Source organism: Desulfogranum aggregans (genome assembly GCF_055398265.1).
On sequence record NZ_AP042447.1, the window covers coordinates 4,225,626 to 4,249,049 of the forward strand.

Sequence of the window (23,424 nt, forward strand, 5' to 3'; positions counted from 1 at the left end):
TTCGCTCAGCTCAGAGGTTATGCTTGACTTTGAAGAAAATGATGAGAAAAAATAGCTGCAGGTAACAGCTTAACTTAACAAGAAAAAACAGGTTTTGTTACGTGTACTTCCTGTTGCTCTTCAGTATGAGGGATACGGTGAGCCGATCGCCAGACCCATTGTAGATATTGGCGATGGACAGGAAGCATCTCAAGTGGGAGCATGTTATCAGATTCGTGACCTTCGACTTGCTAATATCAAGTTCATAGGTTACTGAAAGTCATACAAAATACAAGATCGAGTACCATTTTGAGTTGTTTAATGTTCATTATTTAACGTAATTTTTAATAATATTGGTCTTTATTGCGCTTGACGTAATGCTTTGAGGAACTGTTTTGCCAATTCATGATCAGGATCTCTTGCTAAAATTTTTTCAGCGAGCTGCAGTGCTTTTTCATTCATTCTGAAATGTGATTACCACTGATTTTCAGCCACATTTATTTTGGGGGTTCGTCACTATATGATAAACCCGCTATGTCATAATTCTCCAAGAGCAAATTAAGCGGAGGATCGACATGGCGAAAAATCAAATTCAATTTCAGAAGGGCTTGAGTTTACCCAGTTTCCTTTCCCAGTATGGTGACGAAAAAAAATGTTACCAAGCCTTGTTTACATTTCGGTGGCCCAATGGGTTTAGGTGCCCACGATGCGGCCACCCCGGGCATTGCCACATTGCATTGCGTAAAGTTCTCCAGTGCAATTATTGCCATGCCCAAACATCTTTGATTGCCGGGACCATATTTGCGGCAACCAAGTTGCCGCTCACCGTTTGGTTTCTTGCGATATACCTGCTTACCCAGTCAAAGAGTGGCATCTCTTCGTTAAGCCTGGGGCGCACCCTTGGCGTTTCTGCAAACACTGCGTTACGCATGAAGCATAAGCTCCAGCAGGCAATGAAAGAGAGAGACGACACCCAACCATTGAAAGCATTGGTTGTGATAGATGATGCATACTGGGGCGGCAAGAAAAAGGACGGTGTTCGAGGCCGCGGCGCAACGGGAAAAACACCCTTTGTGGCGTCTGTCTCGCTTACCGAGGAGGGGCATCCGGTAAAAATGCGCTTGAGCCGTGTAAGTGGTTTTACACAACAAGAGCTCAAAGCATGGGCAAAGGTGCATTTAGCTCCCAACACGCTGGTGGTATCTGATGGCCTTAACTGCTTCCCTGGAATAAAGAAGGCGGGCTGCAAGCACGAACCAATCATAGCATATACAGACAAAGGATATGATGAGTATGGTGTTTTCAAATGGGTCAATGTCATGATCGGCAATGTTAAAAATGCGCTACATGGTACTTACCACCATGTGAGCTCCCGTCACCTGCCAAGGTATCTTGCTGAGTTCTGCTATCGGTTCAACCGAAGATTTGAGTTGCATACCATGGTCGATAGGTTGGCATTCATGGCAATGCGAACGCCGCCGATGCCACAGCGTCTTCTAAAGTTGGCTGAAGTTCGTTGGTAATCACGTTCTGAAATTAAGATAAAGCTGCACCAGGGTGGAAAAATACTCCTGATTGCCTGGTTCGGCTTCCAATGATTTCAAAAGTGCAGCCTCTCCATCTTCCCAGTGTTTAAGTTTGAGGTACGCCAGCGCCTGATTATACCTGATACGACTGTTTCCCGGCATCCCATCAGCAGCTTTGCCAAGATACAATGCTGCCTTCTGGTACTGCTCCAGTTCCCCTAGAATAAGCCCATAGGAATAGATAACGTGATACAGTTCAGGATGGGCTTCAACGACTTCTAGAAGAAGCTGGGCCGCCTCTGAATTTTCCCCCTTACTGTTGAGATGCATGGCTAGGTTGACCTTTGCCTGGTAAAACTGATCATCAATTTGAATAGACTGCCTGTAATATTCTATGGCACTATCAGTGTTACCTAAAAGGGCTGCCAAATTACCCAGATTATAGCGCTGCGGAGCAAAATCACTGTTATAGATCATGGCCTGCCGATATTCATCCAGGACCTGGGTAAACATGGCTCTATGTTCGGGCCTGATGGATTCAATTGGCACCCTGGCAAGAGCGAGAGCGGCCTCAATCCGTACAGCCTTTACATCATCGTAGAGTTTTGCTTCAAGAAGATTTATTGGTACTTGATCAGGAAGGTTACTAAGGGAACGGATGGCTGAGTACCGAACCAGTGCCTCATTATCCTCCATTGCCTTTAAAAATATATTCCCTGTTGATTCATTTTGATAATTACTCATCAGCGACAGGGCTGTTGCCCGAACAATAGGAGCAAGAAGACCATCTTCTGCGATTCCGACAAGTGATTCATGAGCCTCAGGTTGACGATTCCGAGCGAGAGTAAACACCTCTCCAAAATGTGGTTTTCTCGAAGAACCATACCATTTGGTGTAGTTCTCGTTTGCCCAGTCAAGCCCTTTTTCTTCATGACACCCCACGCTGGAACAGCTATTCGGTACCCCCAGAGCCTCACTGAGATCAGGTCTTGGCACCCTTATACTATGATCCGGACGGTAATCAACCCCCATATAGATCTTACCGGGCATATGGCATTTCACACAAAGGTGTCCATTGCTTGGTTTACCCTCATGTTCACGCTTATGAAAATGATGGGTCGGGGTATCATAGGTTTCTGCGCGATGGCATTGCAGACAGAGGGCGTTATCTTCACCGAGCAGCTGCAAACTGTGCATGTCATGACAGTCACTACAGTTGACATCATGCTGATACATTTTTGATTGGCTAAAGGAACCATACACATAGACTTCCTCAAAGATCTGTCCATCTGCATAATATAACCCTTCATCAAGAAGCGTTGGAACCAGTTTGTCAAGAAGCTGTCCCTTACCATGGTCATTATCAGATAGTTGATATCTCCTGGAATGACAAGGTGCGCATATGGACATTTGCACCCTGTTGCCCACATCACTGGTTTTCACCTCGAGCTTGGCATTGGCTGTATCAGGCCGGGCAATCTCAGGTATATTCGCCCAATCAATATGATTGGAGCCTGGGCCATGACAGGCTTCACAGCCAACATGAATTTCAGCCCAGCGGGTATCATAGGTATTTCTGGCCATGTCATAATTTTTTTCCAGCTTTGTTGAATGGCATTCCGCACACATACTGTTCCAGTTCTGGCCTCCATTTGTCCAGTGAAGCCAGTCATCGGGCCCCTCCACATCATAAGGCGGCATCCTGTACCAATGGTTCTCGCGGGAATTCCAGCCAATATTAAGGCACTGCAGCCTTCCTCCAGGAAAAGGTATGAGATATTGCTGGACAGGATAATATCCAAAGGTATGGGTAATCTGGAAGATCGCTGGTTTGCCATCCGGTCCCTCTGTCTCAACAAAAAAAGCTTCCTGTTCTTTATAAAAACGGGTGGTGAAGCTAGTATACGGGTCGGTAAAGATGGTATTGTTGAAATCACCAAGCACTGAATCTTGCGTTGCCACATCCATGGCCAGGTCATGATGAGAACCCTCCCCTTTCTCATACATACCCTTGTGGCAGGAAGCACATTGTTTACTTCCAACAAAGGATGCTACTGAAGACTCCTTTTTTTTAATGGCATACTCTGGACGCTGAAGATAGATAAAAGGGGAGATAAGGCAAACTAATGCGGCTAGAATCCCGATAACATGCCAACTTGCTGGTGCTGATACCTGTTGCCTATCTTTTTCCATGTCAGGATTGTACTGCTTGCGAGATGTCAAACTTATCACGCTTTTTGGGAGTTGTTGCTTCGACCTTAATCTGACCATTTTCAATTCGCAGGGGGAAATAATCTAAAGGTCGGGTAGCAGGTGCGCTCAACACGAGACCTTTTTGGTCAAAGCTGCTGCCGTGGCAAGGGCAAACAAACAGTTTTTTTTCAACATCCCATGGAACAGAGCATCCAAGATGGGTACAAGTTCTGGAAAGAGCCATAAAACTACCGTCTTCAAGGCAGACAAGGTAAAATTTCCCTCGAGGATAGGCCCTGACATCACCAGGGCTGAACTGGTTGACATTACCCGCTTCAATTAAAGCAGGACCGTCTTTTTCTACAGGGGGCATGTTTTTTCTACCTCTTAACAATGAGCTCGCAATCCAGCCAAGTTCCAGTGCACCAATGGCAATCAGAAACATCCAGATTCTGCTGATCAGCGACCGGCGAGAGGTATTGTCAGGTGCATCTGTTTTATCAGAGTGATAATCTTGGTTAATCATTCATCTGTCCAATTCTCAAAAAGACTGCAAACTCAGATTAGAGGAAAAAATTTATAGCGAAACATTATGTCAGTAAGACCACACTGTTACCAGGTAAGGGCCATACCTGCCCCCCGGAACCAGATTCCGATCACTGTCAGCGTAATAGTTGTTCCCAGGAGTAAAACAACAGCCCCTGATACAGACTCGGAAACCGAACATCGACATGTCAGACGGAGCAAATAAAAATGCAACACAACTATAAAAATAAACAGTAACGTGGGAAGAACGCCGAACAAAAGCCATTTTGCCTGTATACCACCAGTACTGAGGTTCACCATGTTGTCTATCAACACCCAACCAATGGTAAGAACCAAGGCATAAAAAAATGACGCCAGAATAACCAGAAGACCTTTTCGTCCGCCGAACCATATACCAGCTGGCAGAATCGCGTTTTTATAAAATGGTACTATGGCCAGAAAGCCCAGTACCAGCGGCGGGATCACGCAGATGGCAAAAGAGGGATGAAGATGAAGTAACAGTTCCTGCAGTCCCATGAAGTACCATGCTGCCTTGGCCGGATTGGGACTCTGTCCTGGATTTGCCTGTTCAGCGAGTGGTGCGTCTACAAGTGCTGAGAACAGCAGGACCAGTCCCAGGAGCAGACTAGCTGTTGCTGCTTCCCTGGTTATTAAATGCGGTATTACTGCCATCCTGGCAGTCGATACATTGCCGCTTGTTCTCTGGATAAGCCCACCGGATTTTCTTATAAGCCAGAAGTGGTAAACAACCAATAACAGCAAAATCGCAGGCAGTATTCCAACGTGAATGGCATAAAAGATCGACAAGGTACTCTTTCCGACTTCCAAACCTCCTCGTAAAAAGTACATTAAATCATCACCAACCAAAGGTATGTATGAAAGCATGGAGGTGAATATCGTAACTGCCCAGTAAGCAAGTTGGTCCCAAGGCATGAGATATCCGCTGAAATTAGCAAAAAGTAAAAAAAGAAAAATACATAATCCCACCAACCAGTTATAGCGACGAGATCCTGTCAGGGCACCTGTAAAAAAGACCCTCAGTAAATGGAGAAATGAGATAAATATTATAAGATTGCCAGACCAGTAATGGCAATTTCTAATAAAACCAGCTAGGTTACCTCTATGATACATTTGCTGTATCGACAGGTAGGCAGCATCTGTTTGCGGAGAATAACTCAACAACTGTAGAAGTCCGGTTACCAAAAGGACCAGAAGAAGTGTTGCACTCATCCCTCCAAGCCCAAAACTAAGTGTAAAGCGAAGGGTCTCTACAGGCACTGTTCTTGGGTGCAGGTGAAAGATAAAAGCAGAAAACTGCAATTGATTGTTATTTTTCACGTTGTTTTAAGTAGTTGAGCACGATTTAACCACCTGTGAAAATGGTGGGTGCTATATAACGAATAAGGTTAGACCGTGAGAGCGAAGCGAGCCACGGTCTGAACCGTTTGTTGGACAAGCCTGGTAACCTATATAGAAAATATCTTATGGGAGTGGTGGTTGCCAGAGTCGGCAGATAAGGCTTAGGCTGTTTCAGCCTTTGGAATTCTGATCTTTGAAAGAGACATTTTTAACAAAGCGTGATGAAAACACTGTTTTTTGAGCGCAGGAGTACCTTGCCGGCAGTAAGCGGTTTTTTTCAAGGGCAAAAATGTTGGTCCAAGGCTACATAACCATTTCTCCTTTGCAGCTTATACCAAGCACATTGCTTTCCTTGGCGGTGGCTTCGGTAGCATAGTCATGATGATTTGCATGGCTGCTCCGCATTTTCGACACATTATCGTTGGTCGTTTCCTGCTGGTCGGCAGCAATGTAAATCCAGGTACCCGCAGAACCATCTGCAGAAATTGAATGAGTTTTTTGCTGCAGGGGTGGAGAAACCCGTAACACCTTGCCCGTCGGAAGCCTTTTGGCAGTACATGGAGCATGAGCAGGTAAAGGAAATATTCACCGGTGACTGTCTTTATCCGATATTGGCCTGTTTTGGCATGAAGGTATCGGTAGGTGACCTTGGTGTCCGTACACCAAAGAATATCTTGTTCGCGGATTACCCCACGATACAGATATCTGCCAAGATAAACGATGGCCTTGTTGCCATTGCCAACGTTTTTACAGTCAACAACCCAGATCGATGGGCAGTCGGCTGGCACCTGCATTTCTTTACCGGCAATGGCCTGGAGCAATTTTGCTCTGAAGACCTTGGCCAGGGCTTTATGGTTGAAGAGATAGCCCGGTGATTTTACCCGCCAGAGCCCGGTTTTCAGGTTGATGCTCGCGGCCGGGATAACCACATGGATATGGGGGTGGAAGTCAAGACTTCTGGAGTGGGTATGGAGGATGGCAGTGAACCCAGCGGTTCCTCCAAGTTTTTTGTCATTTTTGGCAAAGGTTTTCAGTACATCCTGAACGGCTGCAAACATCAGGGAGAAGATGATCCGCTGGTTCTTCCAGGCCAGTTCCCTGAGTTGACTCGGTAGGGTGAACGTTATCAGGTAGTATGTGCTTGGCAGCAATTTGCCAAGCTGCCTCTCAATCCACTGTTGGCTTTCATGGTTCTGGCAATGAGGGCAGTTTCGGTGCCCGCAAGAATGGGGAATATAGGTCGAGTGTTGACACTGCCGCTCTGAGCATTGTGCCAGCATGTGCGGCCCGTGCTCCTGCCTGCATTGCGCCATTGCCCGTAAGGCTTTAAGGTGCCCAGGTAGCACAACATGTTGATATCGGCTGAGGAAACGGTCTTGGAATTGGCTAATGACAGAGGAGAGCAACATCATTTGACCCTTCCCCATGTAATCTCAAAACTGTCGGCCAGTGCGTTGACGGCTTGACGGGCGTTGTTTTTGGTGTTGCTGGTAAGGTGGGTGTAGCGGGCGGTGGTTAGGATGCTGACGTGGCCAAGGATTTGCTGTAACTCAAGGAGATCAACACCTGCTTCCAGCATATGCGTTGCATAGCTGTGACGTAGTGAGTGGCATGAGATTTTTTTTTATGCCGAGATCTTTGGTAACTGACTTCATGGCAACCTGTATGCCACCTCGGTCCAACGGTTGCTCGGCCAATCGGGCGTTGTTAAGCCCTCTTTTTCGGCTTGGGAAGAGAAAGTGAGGATGTTTGTGAACTGTCCAAAATGCTCTCAGGGTGTGCAGTGTCTTTTCGGGTAGCGGTACCAATCGGTCCTTGTTGCCCTTGGAGTCGCGGATATGAACCCGCATGCGGGATGGGTCGATATCGCCGACAGTGAGCCTGACCCCTTCTCCCAGGCGTAGCCCCAAACTGTAGGCAGTGAAAAAGAAAACCCTGTAGCTCAACCTATTGGTTGCACCAAACAGTCGGTTCAGTTGCTCAATGGTCAGAATGTCGGGTATTCTGGAAGTCTTGGGTGGTTTGATCAAGGGGATATCTTCCCAGGTCTTTTTGAGTACATGGGAATAGAAAAACTTCAGACCATAGAGGTCGAGCTTGACCGTACTCCATGAATGGTGCTCCAATAAATCATGGAAATACTCGAGCAACTGCTCGGATGTGAGGTCGTCGATCCTGCTGTCGAAGTAATTGCCAATACGCCTGAGCGCCCTGGAGTAGGCCTCGATGGTTTTTGGCTGCAGGCCGTTGAGCTTCAACGACTTCTGGTGTTTGTGGTAATAGGCAGCAAATTCGGGACCAGTAGGCATGCCTGTATTCATTGTAACCTCCGCTTTGGGCTGGATAATATGAGTGGCAAATAGTTTGCCGGTACACCTTTGTTTTATCACAGACAGAGCGGAGTGTTACAATGTATCAGAAACAAAAAGGGCATGTAGCTCATTGGTTTTTCTGCCGCGTAGCGGCTTCGTCCATCAATTGTTTTTACATGGAAACCATTAAACGAACTAAAGATTTTTCGCAATGCCTTGTGATATTCTTAAAAAAACTACCGGGTGAATCATATTAATTTACTGATCTGCCCCCAATACCAATTGCAGGTGTTGGGGGCTTTATCATTAAGCCTGGTTTTTGGTTAGCTGATAATTTACCTAACCCCGAAAGGGTTTAGATAAAAAAAAATCAACTTATTACTTCTTTGTAAAACTAAATTTCTGTCCTCCAAGACTAGCCTCATACATTGCGCCCCCTTTAGTAATCTGGAAAGTGGCCATTCCCCTATTGTAACCAGCACTACCAATTTTCGCGTTATTCTTCCCGCCACTGGCTGTTGCTGAGCTTCCACTTGTGTTGGCTGAAGCACCAGCTGCAGCAGTTAGAACCGTTACCTGGGCCTCTGCACCAAATTCAAAATTACCATTGGTAAACTCCTGGAGGGCTCGCTTATCCTGAAAAAAAACAGCTTGGCTAAAGCCCGTCGCACCTAATTGGAACCCTACACTTGCCTGGGTCATTGAAGTATCGCCTATATAATTGCCCTGTTCATAGACGCGACCTTCACCATACGCCCCGCCAACAACAAAACCAGCTTTTCCGATTGTTGGGAAAAGTGCGTATCCGTAGGCAGATGAAAACATATCTCCAAGGCCAGCATCAACAAACATTTTTTTTGTTTCCTGATAGTTATCAGCCCATGCGGTGGAACACGTTAAAAACAAAACTAACATTAAAAGGAAAATACGTTGAACAAAATTCATAGTGCCCCTCTTTTAATAGTATTTATCTGATGTTACAAATTTGATAATAAAAAAATTACTCATATTTTGTGTGATTTTAAAACAGGTAAATAAACTGATTACCATTTATAAAAAATCACTCAAGAAATTGCATATTGAGACCAAAGAATATCTGCCATTCAGGCTGTCCCGGTCCATCGTCAAGCACTGAAAATTGAGGCTCTATGAACCATGTTGTAGACGGTTTTTCCCTTTTTGATGACCTGGCCGATGCCGATACCCAGCGGAACACTGTAGTTATCGTTCTCAATGTTATAGACCCAGATCGGTGCCGCCCGAAGATAGGTGCCGCCGCCAAACTGGTAAAAGGCGAACGGCTGCAGGGCGGCAACGTTGACGTCTTCCCTATCATCTTTTCCTGCGAAGCTCGCCTGCCAGGTGAAGAGATAGCCATATTGGAATTTCGCTGAGGTGGCATTGAAGAGCACATTGGCCACGCCTGCCGACCATTTCTCACTGCCCAATTCTTCTTCGCCAGCAGTCGGCGCAGTTAGTTGCGGACCGATACCAAAGCTTACCGCAGGGTTGCCGGTATCAATGAGATAGGCGGCGAACACGTTAAAATCACCAAGACCGGTTTCCCTGTCATTGTAAGGAGTAACGGGGAAAGTGTTAATGGGCAGAGAAGCCCGTAAAAGCCAATCCGTTTCAGCAATGGAGAACGGCTGGGCGAAACGGAGCCAGAATTGATTGGCAGATTCATCGGACTCAGTCAGTTCGCCAATATAGTAGTTTTGCAGGTTAAATGCTGTCATGTTGGCAAGTGGATTATTTGCCTGAGCTGCTGCATCTGCATGGTCCTCAGCATGCATTTCTCCCGCAGGCAAATGGGTAAAAATCAGTAGGGTAAAGGATAGAATGATAATTATTCTTTTTGTAATAGCCATTGGCTTAGATCCTTTTTCTCTATTCCTTTCAACCCATATACGCCTGAAATTAAATTATTTTACAACGGGATAGATCACCTTCCAGTCCTGCTTCATGTCTACCACCGTCCAGCCGTTCGTATTGGCTGCATCGAGTGCCTTGTCGAGCTGGCCGATATGGGATTTGCGGTCATAGGCCCACTCACGCTTCGCATCGGTATGGTGCACGAGCAGCCCGAACCTGGCGCCGTCGCCCGCTGTCGTCCACTGAATCATCTGCAAATCGCCGTCTGAGTTACCGAAGGCCGCGATGGGCCGTCGGCCGATATGGGAATTGATGCCGACCGGCTTGCCTTCCTTGTCGTCGATGAAATTCATTCTCGCCAACCGCAGGAGCACCGGTTCGCCATCCTGCATCTCGAACTTGGTCTGAATACTGCTGCCCACCACCTGCTCGGGCGGGATGCCATACACTGTCTCTGTCCAGGGCCGCATGAATTCGATGCCGCCGCCGGAGACGATGAATGTCTTGAAACCGTTGGCCCGCAGATAGTCCAACAGTTCGAGCATGGGCTGGTACACCATTTCCGTATAGAGCCGTCCGGTTTTCGGGTGTTTTGCCGTGGCAAGCCACTCCTGCACGATCTGTTCAAATTCGGTCGTGGTCATGCCCGCATGACTGGCCATGACGATCTCCATAATCGCTTTTTCGCCTCCGCCCAGGGCCGCTTTCACATCACCTTTGAGAAGTGAGGCAAATGGCTCCGTATCTTTCCACTCAGGATGTTCAGGGGCGAGTTCCTTGACCCGGTCCAGGGCGAAGAAGAGCTGGAAATACATGGGTTGTTCTGACCAGAGCGTTCCGTCATTATCGAACGTAGCAATACGCTCGGCTGATGGAACGAATTCGGGAGTGCCTGGCGTGGTTACCGTTTCAACAAAGTTCATTATTGCCAGCTTGTTGGGGCCGTCGCCCCAAGAGGGCAGGGGATCGGCTCCCTGGGCCACCGCAAACGTTGCAACCGCCAGCCAGGCAACAACCTGCACCGTGACCAGCGAGACATACTTTCTTGATTTCATATGTAGGTCTCCTTATTCAACAGCCAGAGCCGCCCCAAAGGGCGGTTCTGGCCAACCAGGATGTCAGTTTTTATGGCAATTATCAATTGCCGGTCGGTAGCGGCAGGCTAATACCATCTTGAGCAAGCTGTTTCCTGACCCACTCAAACTTCTGGTAATTGGAGAGAGTGATCGGACCGGTGTACGTCTCACTCTGGAGCTTCCGCGGCGGATAGTTAACGTAGCTTTTTACTTTATTCTTGATGGCCTCATTGATGGTCACCAGCGTCCAGGTCCGTTCCGTATAGTTGTTCATGAAGATATCGTAACGCTCCTGCGGATCTGCCCAGAGATCAAACACCTGGGGCACGGTAGCCGCATATTTGTCAGGCCCTTTCCAGCCGAGATTGCTATCAACAGCGAGCCCGCCGGTGGTCATGCCATTGTCGCCGCGCAGATTGAAAACAGCCTTGTAGTTGCCAACACGGGCGGCCCCCGGACTCAGCTCATTCTCGGTAAAATAGAACCAGGCGTTCCGCTTTGATTTGCCAGTACCGAAAAGGGTTGGTGACATGTCGTAGCTGTCGAAAATGATAGGCTGGCCCTCCCGGTCTTCAGTGGGCAACTCAACTCCGGCAAGCGATGCAAAGGTGGCCATCAGGTCAAGACCGCCGAGAATGTCGTGATTTTTTGTGCCCGGCTTGATCTTGCCCGGCATGACTGCTATGGCGGGCACCCGGTTGCCGCCCTCACGAACGGTCCCCTTCGTACCGCGGAACGGCGTGTAACCGGCATCTGGATACACATCCTGCCAGGCACCGTTATCCGTCGTGTAGAATACGAAGGTGTTTTTATCGAGACCCAACTCTTTCAGCTTGTCCATAATACGGCCGATTCGTGTGTCAAGCTCGACAATCGAGTCGGCATACTTGCTCTTGGACAGGGACTTGTGTTCGTAGTCTGGATGCGGCAGATTCGGTTGGTGTACCTTCATGAAGTTGACGTTGATATAAAACGGCTTGCTTGTATCTTTAGCGGCCTTCTCGAGAAACTCGATGGCGGCCTTCTCCACATAGCCGTCAAAGAAGGGGATGCCGACGACGCCTTTCTCAGGCGTATCCACGTACTGGCCGTTGATTTTGAAATCCTCTGTGGCTTGCTCACCGGCTTTTCCTGAGAGTGATCCCTTGGTCACTTTCTGGAACATCTTGCGCAGCTCCGGATCCATATCAGGAAACCAGGTCGGGTCTGCATAGGTATAGGCATTGAGGTGGTACAAGCCCACATACTTCATCTCGTCGTAGCCCTGAGCATTTGGCAGGGCATAATCGGCCTCACCCAGATGCCATTTGCCGGTGAAGTAGGTCTGATAGTCGGCCTGTTTGAGCACCGATGCCAAGGTCCACTCGGCTTTCGGCAGGCCGCCACCCTGTCCCTGGAAAGCCACGGTCGTCATGCCGCTGCGATTGGGAATCCGGCCGGTCTGCATTGCGGCCCGTCCGGGTGTGCAACTGGGCTGAGCATAGAACGAAAACAGCGTCGTTCCATCAGCCGCCATCTTGTCGATGTTTGGGGTAGGCATACCGCGCCCTTCCCCGCCGCCGTAAGGCCCAAGGTCGCCATAGCCGGTATCATCGGACACGATTAGTAAAATATTCGGTTTGTTGGCTGAGTGAACGACCGTTGCAGCGTAGAGAAAGAAAAACGCTGACAAAACAGCAAAAGTAACTTTTCTATACTTCATGATTTCTCCTTTTGTCGGATGGTTGTTTGGCTTGTTTCTACTCATGCAGGCAAGGATTCAGCTCGGTGATCAGTAAATCGTGTCACAGCCTTGCCGCTACGGGTTTTTCCGGGTCTTGACTGTCGACCTTATAACTCGTGATTTGCGGTTTTTCCTGCATAAGCACTCCAGCGCCTTGCAGCACCAAAAACGTTTCTGATTTCTGATGTGCTTCAACGTCTTGCTTGGTTGCCCAGTGTTCGACTATGAGAAACTCGTTCTCATTCTCGAAAACCTGATAAATTTCGACACTCAGGCAGCCGCTCTTGTTTTGAGTTTCTCTCACCAGCGATTGAATGGTTTGAGAAATCTCTTTTCGTTTGTCAGGCAAAACCTTTATGCGTATTGCAATAATCTCCACGTGTGCCGTCACTCCTTCAGGTGTGTCACGAATCAGTCGATCACAGACATCTCTTGAAATAAAATTCAAACAAGATCCATTCCAGTTTCTTAAGTTTCGAATAAAGTTTAACAATATACTGTAAATACATTACAAATCAATCAACATTAAGTGCGTTTCCGGTACGGTAATTCGAGATAATTTCTATGAAATATCCAGGATCCGTGAAATATCACGGTTTCCCTGGCATCACCTGCCGGGTGGATCGTTTGCAAGAGATGGACCGGGACAGGGACTGTGGTGGGAAGCGTGCGTATCCTAACGCCGATGAACGAACTTGCTGCTTGGATGTACCAGGGAGTGCAGTTGGCGAGGATGATCGAGTTCCAGCTGGATCGAGGTGTTTCAGCGTCCTGCTATGGTTTGCTGATATTGAGTTTGCGAATCCTTGAACGCAAGGTGGACGGATTCATCTGCAGGATGACTGCAGCACCTTTTTCCCCCTCGATGCGCCAGTTGGTGAGCTTTAGCATCCTGACGATATGATCCTTTTCGACTTCAGCCAGGCTTTTTAGGGGTGAACGATTGTCTCTGTCTGCACTGTCCGGGAGCGTGTCCATCAGCTGCAGGATGGTTCCTGAACTGTTGATTACTGCACGCTCGACGACGTTCGAGAGTTCTCGAACATTGCCGGGCCAGGCATAACCCTGGAGCTTACGAAGAACGCGCTTCGGGATCTTTTGAACGGGGCTGTTCAACTTTTTTGCCGTCCGCTGCATGAAAAATTGGGCCAGCATCGGGATGTCATCTATGCGTTGACGCAGGGGCGGTATCGTAATCGGAAATACATTGAGACGGTAGAAGAGATCCTCCCTGAAACGGCCCGCACGTATTTCCTTCTCGAGGTCCCGGTTGGTAGCGGCAATCACGCGGACATCTACTTGAAACGTTTTGGTGCCACCCAGCCTTTCCAGTTCTCTATCCTCAAGCACACGTAGCAGCTTTGCCTGCAGTTCCATGGGCAACTCACCGATCTCATCAAGAAAAATGGAGGAACCGTCAGCGATTTCGAATCGGCCAAGCTTTCGTGCCTCGGCCCCTGTAAAAGCGCCACGTTCGTGCCCGAACAATTCACTCTCGATCAAGTGAGGTGGAAGCGCTGCACAATTAATCTTGATCAGGGTGCGTTTGCTACGAGAGCTGTGGCTGTGGATCGCCCTGGCGATCAATTCCTTTCCGGTGCCGCTTTCTCCCAGAATCAGAACCGTCGTGTCACCCGCAGACACCTGCTCGGTTTTGTAAAGGACGTACTTGAGTGCCGAACTGTTACCGATGATATTTTCAAAATTGTGCTCCAGCTTTATTTCGCTTTGCAGATACCGTGTTTCCTCCTCCAGTTGGTTCTTGAGTTTCTCGATGTCCGCATAAGCAGTTCGTAATTCGATTTCGATCATTTTTCGCTTGGTAATGTCACGGTTGCCGGCCCGTATACCCAACGACGCGCCTGAAGCGTCAATTACCTGCCGGCAATTGTGTTCGATCCAGCGAATCTCTCCGTCCGCTCGCCTGATGCGAAATTGAACCTCCTCCGCCTGTACGGCGAGGTGGGCTTCGCAGGAGTGTTGTTCCCATCCTTCCAGGTCTTCCGGTATAACGATTTCCGTCTCTAATCGAGGATTTTTGATAAATTCATGCGCAGCATATCCACTTATAAGCTCGCAGGATGGCGAGACGTATTCGAGCGAACCGTTCTCACGCTTCCAGTACTCCCAGTCGTTGGTGAAGTCAGCAACTGTCCGATATTTTTCCTTAGCGATCTGCAGCTGTTCTTGGGCCGCTTTGTATTTGGCAACGGCTTCATTCACCCGTTCCTGGAGTTCATTGATTGCTGATACCAGCTGATCCAGTTCATCGTCTCTGGTCAATACAGAGGCTTTGCGTTTTAACAACAAACGATTAGCTTGCTCGCCGGGATGCAGCAGCCTGGTGTATTCACTGATCTGCACAAGGTGGCGGGTAATCATCCAGTATATGATGGTCAGGATGCAAGCCGAGGCCAGAAAAGTTTTCACACCATTGGTGGCCAGGACGACTAAGACCCTGGACAAGAGCCGGCTGTAGATATTGTCAAGACTTGCAGATACGGTGAGTGTTCCGAAATTTCGGTCTGTTACTACATCATCTGAATAGATGAGCGGATACTCATAGCGGATAAGTTTTTTCGCGTTCAGCTGCCCAACCGCAGTCTCTATGATGCGGTCTCCTCGTTGTTCCCTTACCTCCAGGTGGACAATCCCATCGATCTTGAGCGCCCCATCCAGTTGTAATTTCAAACCTTGCTGATCTATTTTGTAGACATTGGCGATTATGGTATTGAGATATCCTCTCTCGATTATTTCAATATTTTCATTTAGTTTCGCAAGATCTCTTCGATACTCGGTATAAAGCTGGACAACAGTGGCCATCAGCGCCAAAATCGTGCTGCACAGCAAGACATAGACCAGCGTACGATAGGTGAGTGGGTTGAGATCAATCCTGGGGACAATGCTCTTTAATCGAGTCATTATAAAATCCTATATCAGTATCGATCTACCATGGATCGTTGACCTCTTCCGCTTTTAGCCTTTTCAAGGTCTCGGCCAGAGGCATTATCAGGTCTTTGTTCCGTTTGTGCATCCACGGATAGAGGGATTTGGTTTCGACAATCCCCACGCACGTTATCTCACTGAAATCGTCGCTTTTCATCACCTCCATGTCCTCTATCAGAGTTGTGACAATAAAAAGATCGATTCTTTTTGCCTTCAGCATTTCAAGGCCCTGTTCAACCTTGTCGAATCTGACGATATGACTGCTCTCTACATAGAGGGGTAGTTTTTGCTCAACCGATTTAATTCCTTTCATCAACCCAACGGTATACGGTGCGTTTCTCAAACTTTCCCAACCGGATACCTTAATGGAATCGTCAACAGCATATGCGCCGTCCTGCATTGTGACGATAGCTTCGGGAACCCTGATTAGGTTTTGATATTGCTCCATTTCTATTTCAATGATTCGTCCGGCTTCACCATCCGCGATACCCAGGTTGGCATCAATCATGGCCCGCTCCCCGGGCTGACTGATCAGCTTGAAACGGTAGCCCATCCGGCCAAACGCTTCTGTATAGACCTCAGACATCTGCGAGAAAAATTGCATGGTAGGCGTGAATATAGTAGTGAATACAATAATCCTATCATTCATTTGGGTCTGCTCACCGGTCAAGTTTTTCTCAGCAAATACTGAGGGAATGAATAGCAGAGACAGGCCAAGGAAAAGCCGTATCGTGATATCGAGCCCTCGACATTTATTTTTGTACATGCTTCTTTTCATAAAATCAGAACAATTAAACCGAGTGAAAGGTAGAGACCACCAATAGTCCGTGGCCGGATTCTAAACCTATTTCCGTAATTATTTTTATATTTTTTTGCAAGTCATAACAGAAAATTACGGAAATATTCGGTCAGGGTACCGTAACATATTTCGAACCGGCCTAAAACCGGAAATTATTATTCGATGAACGATAAAAATGACTAGGAACGAACCTTAAAGTTATCCGCTTTTAGGTCGGCTATTTGGAATAATGAGAAAATGATCTCCATTAAATTGCTAGTGAACTGGAATGAAGTAAATGGAGGTGATTTCATAAATTTTGAGAATTACGAGATTTTAACCAATCCATAGGTTTCCTCTGAATATCTACTTCAGTGGAGTTGAAGCATAGCTGATTTTTTGGATCATAAAACAATTACAGCGACAGAATTTTGCAATTAACATTGCCAGATCAAAGATAACCGATTTAGCATCATGCCCCTACTTGAGGTGCTTCCTGTACACTCACGCCAAGAGATACAGGAAGTATGTTAACTAATGAGAAAAGTGCGGAATAAAAATCTTAGAATTGGCTATGTTAGCGTGCGGCTTACCTATATTAGTTACGTCGTTTGCGGGGTCCGTGTGCAGCCGGTTTTGGATGGTAAATGTTGCCTTATGAATACGCGGAACCACTAAAGATTGGATGTAGACATGACATGATCCTCTTGGATCTAGTTTCTGGTTTGGCAGCCAAACAACCTTCATCATGTCATGTCTATCTTTAACTCCCTGAATCAGTGGCGCGTAGGCGACACTACTCTTTTTGAGCTTGTCACACATTTTTTTTGACTGCAGCTTGCTTATCTGCCACCCGTTCCATTGGCAAATATCCGCTGGAAAAAGATGATCTTTGAAAATCCGACGTAAATTTCATAAAAAGAGCAAACCTCTCCTGTCCGTTGGCCGTTTTGGCTCCTGCAATCAGCTTAGGTGCCTTCAAGTAGCCGGTCATAGAGACTAGAAAACGCCAGATAGGCTGGACAGTAACTGCTGAAGCGTAATCGTAACCTGCGACCACTGCGGATTATGCGGGCTGCCAGGTAGATTAACTCCTGAATAACGGTTTTCAATCGTCTCCGCTTGGCAGGGTGTCGCACCGGTGAATTATCGCCCAATAACCCCAACTGTCCAATAAAGCGGAGGATGTTGTATGCAAAGGCACCCAAGGCCATCACGGCTTTATTGGTGGCAAACTTACCGCTTGGCAACCGCTCAAGGTCCAGATCGGTTTTGAACTCACTATGGAACTGCTCGCTGAGCCCATGATTTTTGTAAAGATTGATAATTTTCGCTGCAGGCTGATCCAGATTGGTCCACCAACCGTCAATGGTTATGTCGGGAGCGAGCAGCATCTGCCCATGTTTATCGATACGCCGTTCCGTTACCCGGACGATCTTGGTAAAAACAAATGTTTCGTCCTCGAATTGCTGACGTTTGCTAACAGTTATCGTTGCAACTTTTTTGCCTGGCCGTGGTTCGACGACCTGACCTTCAGCAAAAGCCTTTCTGCACAGCTCACCGGTGTCTTCGTTTCTGGGATTCCATTTGATAATGTATGAGACGTCTTTGGCCTTACGCAGCAAAACCCGATTTTCAATGGCATCATGGGCCGAATCAAGGCGCACCAGCAATTTTTTGCTGGTCAACTGACGGGCTTTGGCCAGGACCCTTTTCATAAAAGCAGGAAAACCTTCCTGGCTATGCTGACTCCCGGGACGAAGCTCGACCTCAAGGCACCACCCTTCCTGGCCGATGTAAGCGGCAATGGGGGCATAACCGTCACATCCCTTATAGGTGCGGCTGACCTGTTCTTTTTTCGTGCCGGAGTTGTCCTGGGGAAAAACGTCAGCATCAAGAGGAATGTGCCCAGTCTCCACAGGGCTCAGCGGGACCTTGGTATTTTTCAACAGAGTGATGGAGCATTTTTCAGCAATGGCAAGATACGCCTCTGGCTTCAGGTCAAGGCGCTGTCTCAGCCGTTCGGCTGATGGGACATCGGTAATTCCCAATGCATTTTTAAAATATGTATCCTCTCTTACAGGGGTCACTGCTTCATAATCACTCTTGCCCAGACAAAGGAGGCCGAGGTAGCTGCGTAAAAGGTCTGCGTCAGAGATAACATTGGCATGCTCTTTTATCTTACGGCCAACAGTACGCGACATCTCGCTGAACTTGTTGATACACAGGCCAACCAGGGCCAGGCCTGAATGGCTGGTATAAAATTCATCGTTGGATTGCTCAAGAATGAAACGTTTCATTTTTCACCTGTCGAGTGAGTTTTTCGCACAGGTTATTATTGCACTTTTTGTGCTGAAAAAACGATATGTTAATTGAAGAAAAAAGCAGTTTTTTCTGCAATATCGTCACGGATTAAGGTAACTCTTTTAACCGCACCAAGTAGTCGTTTGCCGGATGAACCACCCTTTTTTTTACGCATGCCAACAAAATGGTTTTCGCCCCCTATGTACTATCTTTACATCTTTAACAAAAAAAGATTATCAAAACATTGGGGTGGCAACGCTTACTCTGTTAAATTCCTTTTAGTCGTCGTCAGGCTGAACCGTAAGATCATACGTTACATCGACACTAAAAACCGAAGGGCCGCCATCTCTAGCTACATCTCCTGGGCTTTGCTCAAAGTCGCAGATACCACCCGTAAACCTTATGGTATGCTCGCCTTCTCCTAATGGCGGTAACGCGACATAGTAACCGTCATCGATAGTCTGTAAATCATTAACCTGTTCTAACGGATACTCCGGAGATTGCGTCCGTACTATAGGATAACCCATGATTTGAACAGGTACCCCATCCACAGTAGCGCTGAGCTGGCACGCATAAGTCTCCAAAGCGCCCCCTAGGTTTCCTGGAATCTGATCACTAAAGAAACCGTTCGCATTCTCGCGCTTTTCTGCGACTGTGCAATTACCATCAGCTTCGGGACAACTGGCGTCTGGATTGTAGAAAATAAAGTTCACGAGTGGGAAGAACAGGCGTTTTCCCGCTGGTATACTGGCAAGGCAAGTTCTCTCGACCGGCACACCAGCAAAGGATCCCGCCAGAAACCACACTGCTCCTCTCTGTCCCTCATAGCAGTCGACGTCACCGTCGCCGAATTGAGCAAATTCTGTGTCAAATGCCCACTGCGACCATTTTGCTGCCAACTCTCCGTAGGTATTTCCAGCCACCTTCGCGATATCTGTATCATCGAAAGCATTTGATATCGAGGTTACTAAAAGCACGGAGAGCAGGGCTGCTACGAATAAATATCCCAACCTAATCGCATTGTGATGCTTTGTTCTGAATAACATTTTTTCCCCTCCATTTTTTAACGTTAATCAATGAAAAAAAGATTCAGGCTTGCAATGATTTCCTATGTTTTCATGATATTTCTCCTTTTAAATTGTTAGCCATGACAGTCTATGCCAGGCATTAAGCAGGTGCTGTTCCAGTTATCTTGTAATTACCTACTATTGTGAATTGTTCAGGCAACAGAACTTGTTCAAGCAACGAAAAGAACGTGAGGTTTAACAGACGAGTTGAGAAAGCGAAGAGTTTGGTGCATATGCACCAAACTTGATGGTTCATATCAACCAGGAACCAAAAGAGATTCAGTTTATCTGGTATGCAAGCTGAACTTTCGAGCGACAAGAGAAATCCCTTGCCAATTCTAACAACTCAAAAAAATAGAAAATGAAGATGCTTCCTGTCCCTTTAAGGAAATACGACTGTGTTTGGGCAAATTACTCTTTCATAGGTGCCTGAAAACGTCAGCGGGCGAGCATTTTGGAGGGAGATTTAACCTTATCAGCAATTTCTGCAAAACATCAAACTGCTCCTGGAAAAGCTATCTCCATCCTCATAATCAGCTGTCACAAGGGGCAACTTCCGTTTCTCTACTTTTTTCGGATGATATGGCAGTATTGCCAATTAGAGCGCCTCACCGCTTGTTTCTGTGCTTGAAGGGTGACGGTGAGCATACCAGTGACCCTGGAAATGGAGTCATATTTTGGCTAAGATATTGAATTGAAACCTACCTGCAAGGCCTGGGTCATGGACAGGAAGAAGGTAAATTTTGAGACAAGAGAGGAGGCAAGATGTTTGAGTTGACTATATTAACGTCCATTATCAGTTGTCTGCCGTTAATTTAGAAACCGACTTTATGCTTTGTACGATGTTGAAGTAACATCCATAAAACGCGCATGCTCGCGGGCCAGTTGGGAAATTTATTGGCTTAACATATTGTTATTATATTTTTTTAAAATTTGTCATCGAGGATGCTAACCAATTTGTAATAAATAGGAGTTAATTTACCATGGCCTAATTTTTTATCATCGTGCACCGGTGGGGGCGTAGACCTAAAACAACCTGTTCTGTTTAGCCTCACAAAAGTTGCCAGGATTTCATTATGATTTACAATATTTTTCTCTACAATTTCATTTCTGAATTTGATCCAATAACGGTCAGCATTTCCAAAATCATTTAATTCTTGGTCATGGGGATATTTTTCTTCATATTTTTTTAGGGTTTTTAGAACCACAAATTCTTTTAGTGAAAGCTCTTTAAGAATAGTTAAACACTCTTGATACTCATCAAGATTAGTGAAAATATCTGGCTGAATAGTTGATTTTAACAATTTTGCATAGTTTGTTATCTTTTGGTAGCTTTGAGTTTGTTCTGTGGCCTCAATAACTTGTTTAAAACAAAATAGGAAATCTGCATTACTTAATAAATCTTCTGAAATTAATTCCCATCGATCTAGTTCCTCGGCAATGATCCGCCATTTACTGTTGCGATTCTCCAACCATGTTAACAGAGCTGTTTCTATGCCTATTAAAGGGGCTGCCACTACCGGATTTGCTACTACTAACGCAAACTGGAACAATCCCCGCAAGGTATAGTTATCGTTGTAGCCCTTTAATGATTTATCAAATTTTTCTATTAATTTAACAGTATCCATTTTTTTGTAAGTATGATTTAGCTATAGCTGAACGTTTCAGTCAGTCGACGCTTCCGCGATCGACTAAATTGACTTGCTAGCTGGCTTTATTCTCGATTGCCTTCGTTTAGCAATATGGTAAAGGCCATCTTTGTATGACTTTCCTTGCCAAATAAACGATATACAAGCGGATATGGATAAGACTATAGAAAAAACATAGTACCAGTTTACTGTTGCAGAGCTGTTGAATTCAGGCAAAGAGTACCAAAGGAAAAATGCCCATAAAACGAAGACATAAATGCTAATCAATATGTGATTACCACTGATTTTCAGCCACATTTATTTTGGGGGTTCGTCACTATATGATAAACCCGCTATGTCATAATTCTCCAAGAGCAAATTAAGCGGAGGATCGACATGGCGAAAAATCAAATTCAATTTCAGAAGGGCTTGAGTTTACCCAGTTTCCTTTCCCAGTATGGTGACGAAAAAAAATGTTACCAAGCCTTGTTTACATTTCGGTGGCCCAATGGGTTTTGATGTGGTAGGAATTTAGTGGACACTTCCTTAGGAGTGAAATATCAAATCTTGAGGGAGGGAATCCATGAGTAAACGATCAAGACGTAACTACACAGATGAATTCAAAAATGAAGCGGTGAAACTGGTCACCGAGCAAGGCTACTCTATAGCAGGAGCTGCACGTAATTTAGGTGTGAACGCAAACCTGCTTGGCCGGTGGAAGAGGGAATCGGAGCAGCCGAATGATGATAATCAATCACCAGGTCAGCTGACAGCAATGCAAGCCGAACTCAAACGCCTTCGCAAAGAAAACAAGCAGCTCAAAATGGAGCGTGAAATTTTAAAAAAGGCAGCGGTCTTCTTCGCAAAGGAAAAGGAGTAAGGTATCAGTTTATCGATGCCGAGAAGAAGGCCTACCCAATCTCCAACTTGTGTGATGTAATGGGCGTGAGTCGCAGTGGTTATTACTCTTGGTGTTCAAGGGGTAAATCAAATCGCCAGAGAGAGCGAGAACGACTCATCCCCAAAGTAAAAGTAATTCATGAGCGCGCCAGAGGCTCATATGGGGCAAGGAGGATCTCTGAGGAGCTAACCGCGACAGGTGAATCCTGTGGGCGAACCAAAGCCGCAACCCTTATGCAATTGGCTAATATTTCAGCTAAGCAGAAAAGGAAATTCAAAGCGACAACAGACAGCAAGCATAATCTTCCGGTGGCCCCAAATTTACTCAAACGCAATTTTGCAATTTCTCAGCCAGACAGGGCTTATTGCTCTGATATTACCTATATTTGGACTGCTGAGGGCTGGCTCTACCTTGCTGTTGTAATTGATTTGTATTCCAGAAGAGTTGTTGGGTGGTCTCTCAGCAAAAGAATGAAAAAACAGTTGGTCATCAATGCTTTGCAAATGGCAATTTTCCGCCGCCGCCCCGAGCCAGGACTTATTTTTCACTCAGATCGGGGCAGTCAGTACTGTAGCCATAGTTTTCAAAAACTTCTCACTACAAGCCAGATGAAAAGCAGCATGAGCCGCAAAGGAGATTGCTGGGACAATAGTGTCGCGGAAAGTTTTTTTGGCAGTCTCAAAGCTGAGCGAATTTTTGATTATCCCTACTCGAACAGGGAAGAGGCAAAGAGTGATGTGATTGATTACATTGAGATGTTTTACAACAGCAATAGACTGCATTCTTACCTGGGCTATCTCAGCCCTGCAGAATTCGAAAAACAAATGGAATTTAAAAAAGCCGCCTAAGAAAAGTGTCCATTTTTACTTGACCACGTCATATTTACTTCGCTGACCGGACGTGACCTTTCAAAGTGTATCAATCGCTGCTTACAGTTTGGCCGGTATCATAATCCAAGCGAGCAACAGAAACAAATCGGCGACAGAGCAACCGAAGCGCTTAAGAGAATTGCTGGAGGTAGTAAGCTTAATCAGCTCCGCATGAAGAAATTTGGTATCACGTTCGAGACGTCAGAGTCGTAGCCCATCTAGAGTCAGCGTCGTTTTACGTCCGGTTTAGCCTTTCCCGAGCAATATAAGGTTGTTTAACTTCTTTTTCGGTATAGATGTTTCCTGTCCATTTCGGAAATACCAACTGATGAAGGTGATTTG

Annotated in this window: 15 protein-coding genes and 3 pseudogenes; 3 read left to right on the forward strand and 15 right to left on the reverse strand. The window is 46.4% G+C overall.

The features are described 5' to 3' along the window. Positions 1-554: 554 nt before the first annotated feature. Complete coding sequence (locus ACZ52Z_RS18580) at positions 555-1,502, forward strand: IS1595 family transposase (RefSeq protein WP_464268265.1); 948 nt, start codon at positions 555-557, stop codon at positions 1,500-1,502. On the opposite strand, the gene ACZ52Z_RS18585 is transcribed toward ACZ52Z_RS18580, so the two are convergent. The 15 genes and pseudogenes from ACZ52Z_RS18585 to ACZ52Z_RS18655 form a co-directional block, all read right to left on the reverse strand. After that, positions 1,503-3,512, reverse strand: coding sequence for a tetratricopeptide repeat protein (locus ACZ52Z_RS18585; protein WP_464268266.1), 2,010 nt, complete (start codon positions 3,510-3,512; stop codon positions 1,503-1,505). A gap of 187 nt (positions 3,513-3,699) precedes the next feature. Continuing rightward, on the reverse strand, positions 3,700-4,224 hold the full coding sequence (locus tag ACZ52Z_RS18590) for a QcrA and Rieske domain-containing protein (protein ID WP_464268267.1): 525 nt from the start codon (positions 4,222-4,224) through the stop codon (positions 3,700-3,702). 86 nt (positions 4,225-4,310) lie between these two features. Beyond that, a complete protein-coding gene (locus tag ACZ52Z_RS18595) occupies positions 4,311-5,582 on the reverse strand; it encodes a cytochrome b N-terminal domain-containing protein (RefSeq protein ID WP_464268268.1) in 1,272 nt (423 codons plus the stop codon). A 350-nt stretch (positions 5,583-5,932) separates the two neighbouring features. Next, positions 5,933-7,015 carry an IS91 family transposase gene (locus tag ACZ52Z_RS18600; protein ID WP_464268269.1) on the reverse strand — a complete coding sequence of 361 codons (1,083 nt, stop codon included), beginning with the start codon at positions 7,013-7,015 and terminating at the stop codon, positions 5,933-5,935. Beyond that, positions 7,012-7,924: pseudogene (locus ACZ52Z_RS18605) on the reverse strand (tyrosine-type recombinase/integrase). Before ACZ52Z_RS18605 ends, ACZ52Z_RS18600 begins: the two are co-directional and overlap by 4 nt. A gap of 369 nt (positions 7,925-8,293) precedes the next feature. Continuing rightward, complete coding sequence (locus tag ACZ52Z_RS18610; RefSeq protein WP_464268270.1) at positions 8,294-8,860, reverse strand: lipid-binding SYLF domain-containing protein; 567 nt, start codon at positions 8,858-8,860, stop codon at positions 8,294-8,296. Between the two features lie 115 nt (positions 8,861-8,975). Continuing rightward, positions 8,976-9,711: pseudogene (locus ACZ52Z_RS18615) on the reverse strand (hypothetical protein). Between the two features lie 129 nt (positions 9,712-9,840). Further along, a complete protein-coding gene (locus ACZ52Z_RS18620; protein ID WP_464268271.1) occupies positions 9,841-10,845 on the reverse strand; it encodes an HAD family hydrolase in 1,005 nt (334 codons plus the stop codon). Between the two features lie 82 nt (positions 10,846-10,927). Then, on the reverse strand, positions 10,928-12,568 hold the full coding sequence (locus ACZ52Z_RS18625) for an arylsulfatase (protein WP_464268272.1): 1,641 nt from the start codon (positions 12,566-12,568) through the stop codon (positions 10,928-10,930). A gap of 82 nt (positions 12,569-12,650) precedes the next feature. Beyond that, a complete protein-coding gene (locus ACZ52Z_RS18630) occupies positions 12,651-13,037 on the reverse strand; it encodes a putative quinol monooxygenase (RefSeq protein WP_464268273.1) in 387 nt (128 codons plus the stop codon). 326 nt (positions 13,038-13,363) lie between these two features. Continuing rightward, the gene (locus ACZ52Z_RS18635) at positions 13,364-15,511 is read right to left on the reverse strand and encodes a sigma 54-interacting transcriptional regulator (protein WP_464268274.1); all 2,148 of its coding nucleotides are present in this window, start codon (positions 15,509-15,511) and stop codon (positions 13,364-13,366) included. Between the two features lie 25 nt (positions 15,512-15,536). After that, positions 15,537-16,184, reverse strand: coding sequence for a hypothetical protein (locus ACZ52Z_RS18640; protein ID WP_464268275.1), 648 nt, complete (start codon positions 16,182-16,184; stop codon positions 15,537-15,539). Between the two features lie 1,097 nt (positions 16,185-17,281). Next, positions 17,282-18,613, reverse strand: coding sequence for an IS1380 family transposase (locus ACZ52Z_RS18645; protein WP_464267055.1), 1,332 nt, complete (start codon positions 18,611-18,613; stop codon positions 17,282-17,284). 282 nt (positions 18,614-18,895) lie between these two features. Beyond that, on the reverse strand, positions 18,896-19,663 hold the full coding sequence (locus ACZ52Z_RS18650) for a hypothetical protein (protein WP_464268276.1): 768 nt from the start codon (positions 19,661-19,663) through the stop codon (positions 18,896-18,898). Between the two features lie 947 nt (positions 19,664-20,610). Continuing rightward, positions 20,611-21,312, reverse strand: coding sequence for a hypothetical protein (locus ACZ52Z_RS18655; RefSeq protein WP_464268277.1), 702 nt, complete (start codon positions 21,310-21,312; stop codon positions 20,611-20,613). A 396-nt stretch (positions 21,313-21,708) separates the two neighbouring features. Between ACZ52Z_RS18655 and ACZ52Z_RS18660 the strand changes: the two are divergent. After that, positions 21,709-21,828, forward strand: a pseudogene (locus tag ACZ52Z_RS18660) (IS1595 family transposase); the annotation flags it as partial. A 67-nt stretch (positions 21,829-21,895) separates the two neighbouring features. After that, a protein-coding gene (locus ACZ52Z_RS18665; RefSeq protein ID WP_464268278.1) for an IS3 family transposase occupies positions 21,896-23,061 on the forward strand; the annotation gives its coding sequence in 2 pieces (ribosomal slippage) (positions 21,896-22,151 and positions 22,151-23,061; 1,167 coding nt in all). The last annotated feature ends 363 nt before the right edge of the window (positions 23,062-23,424 follow it).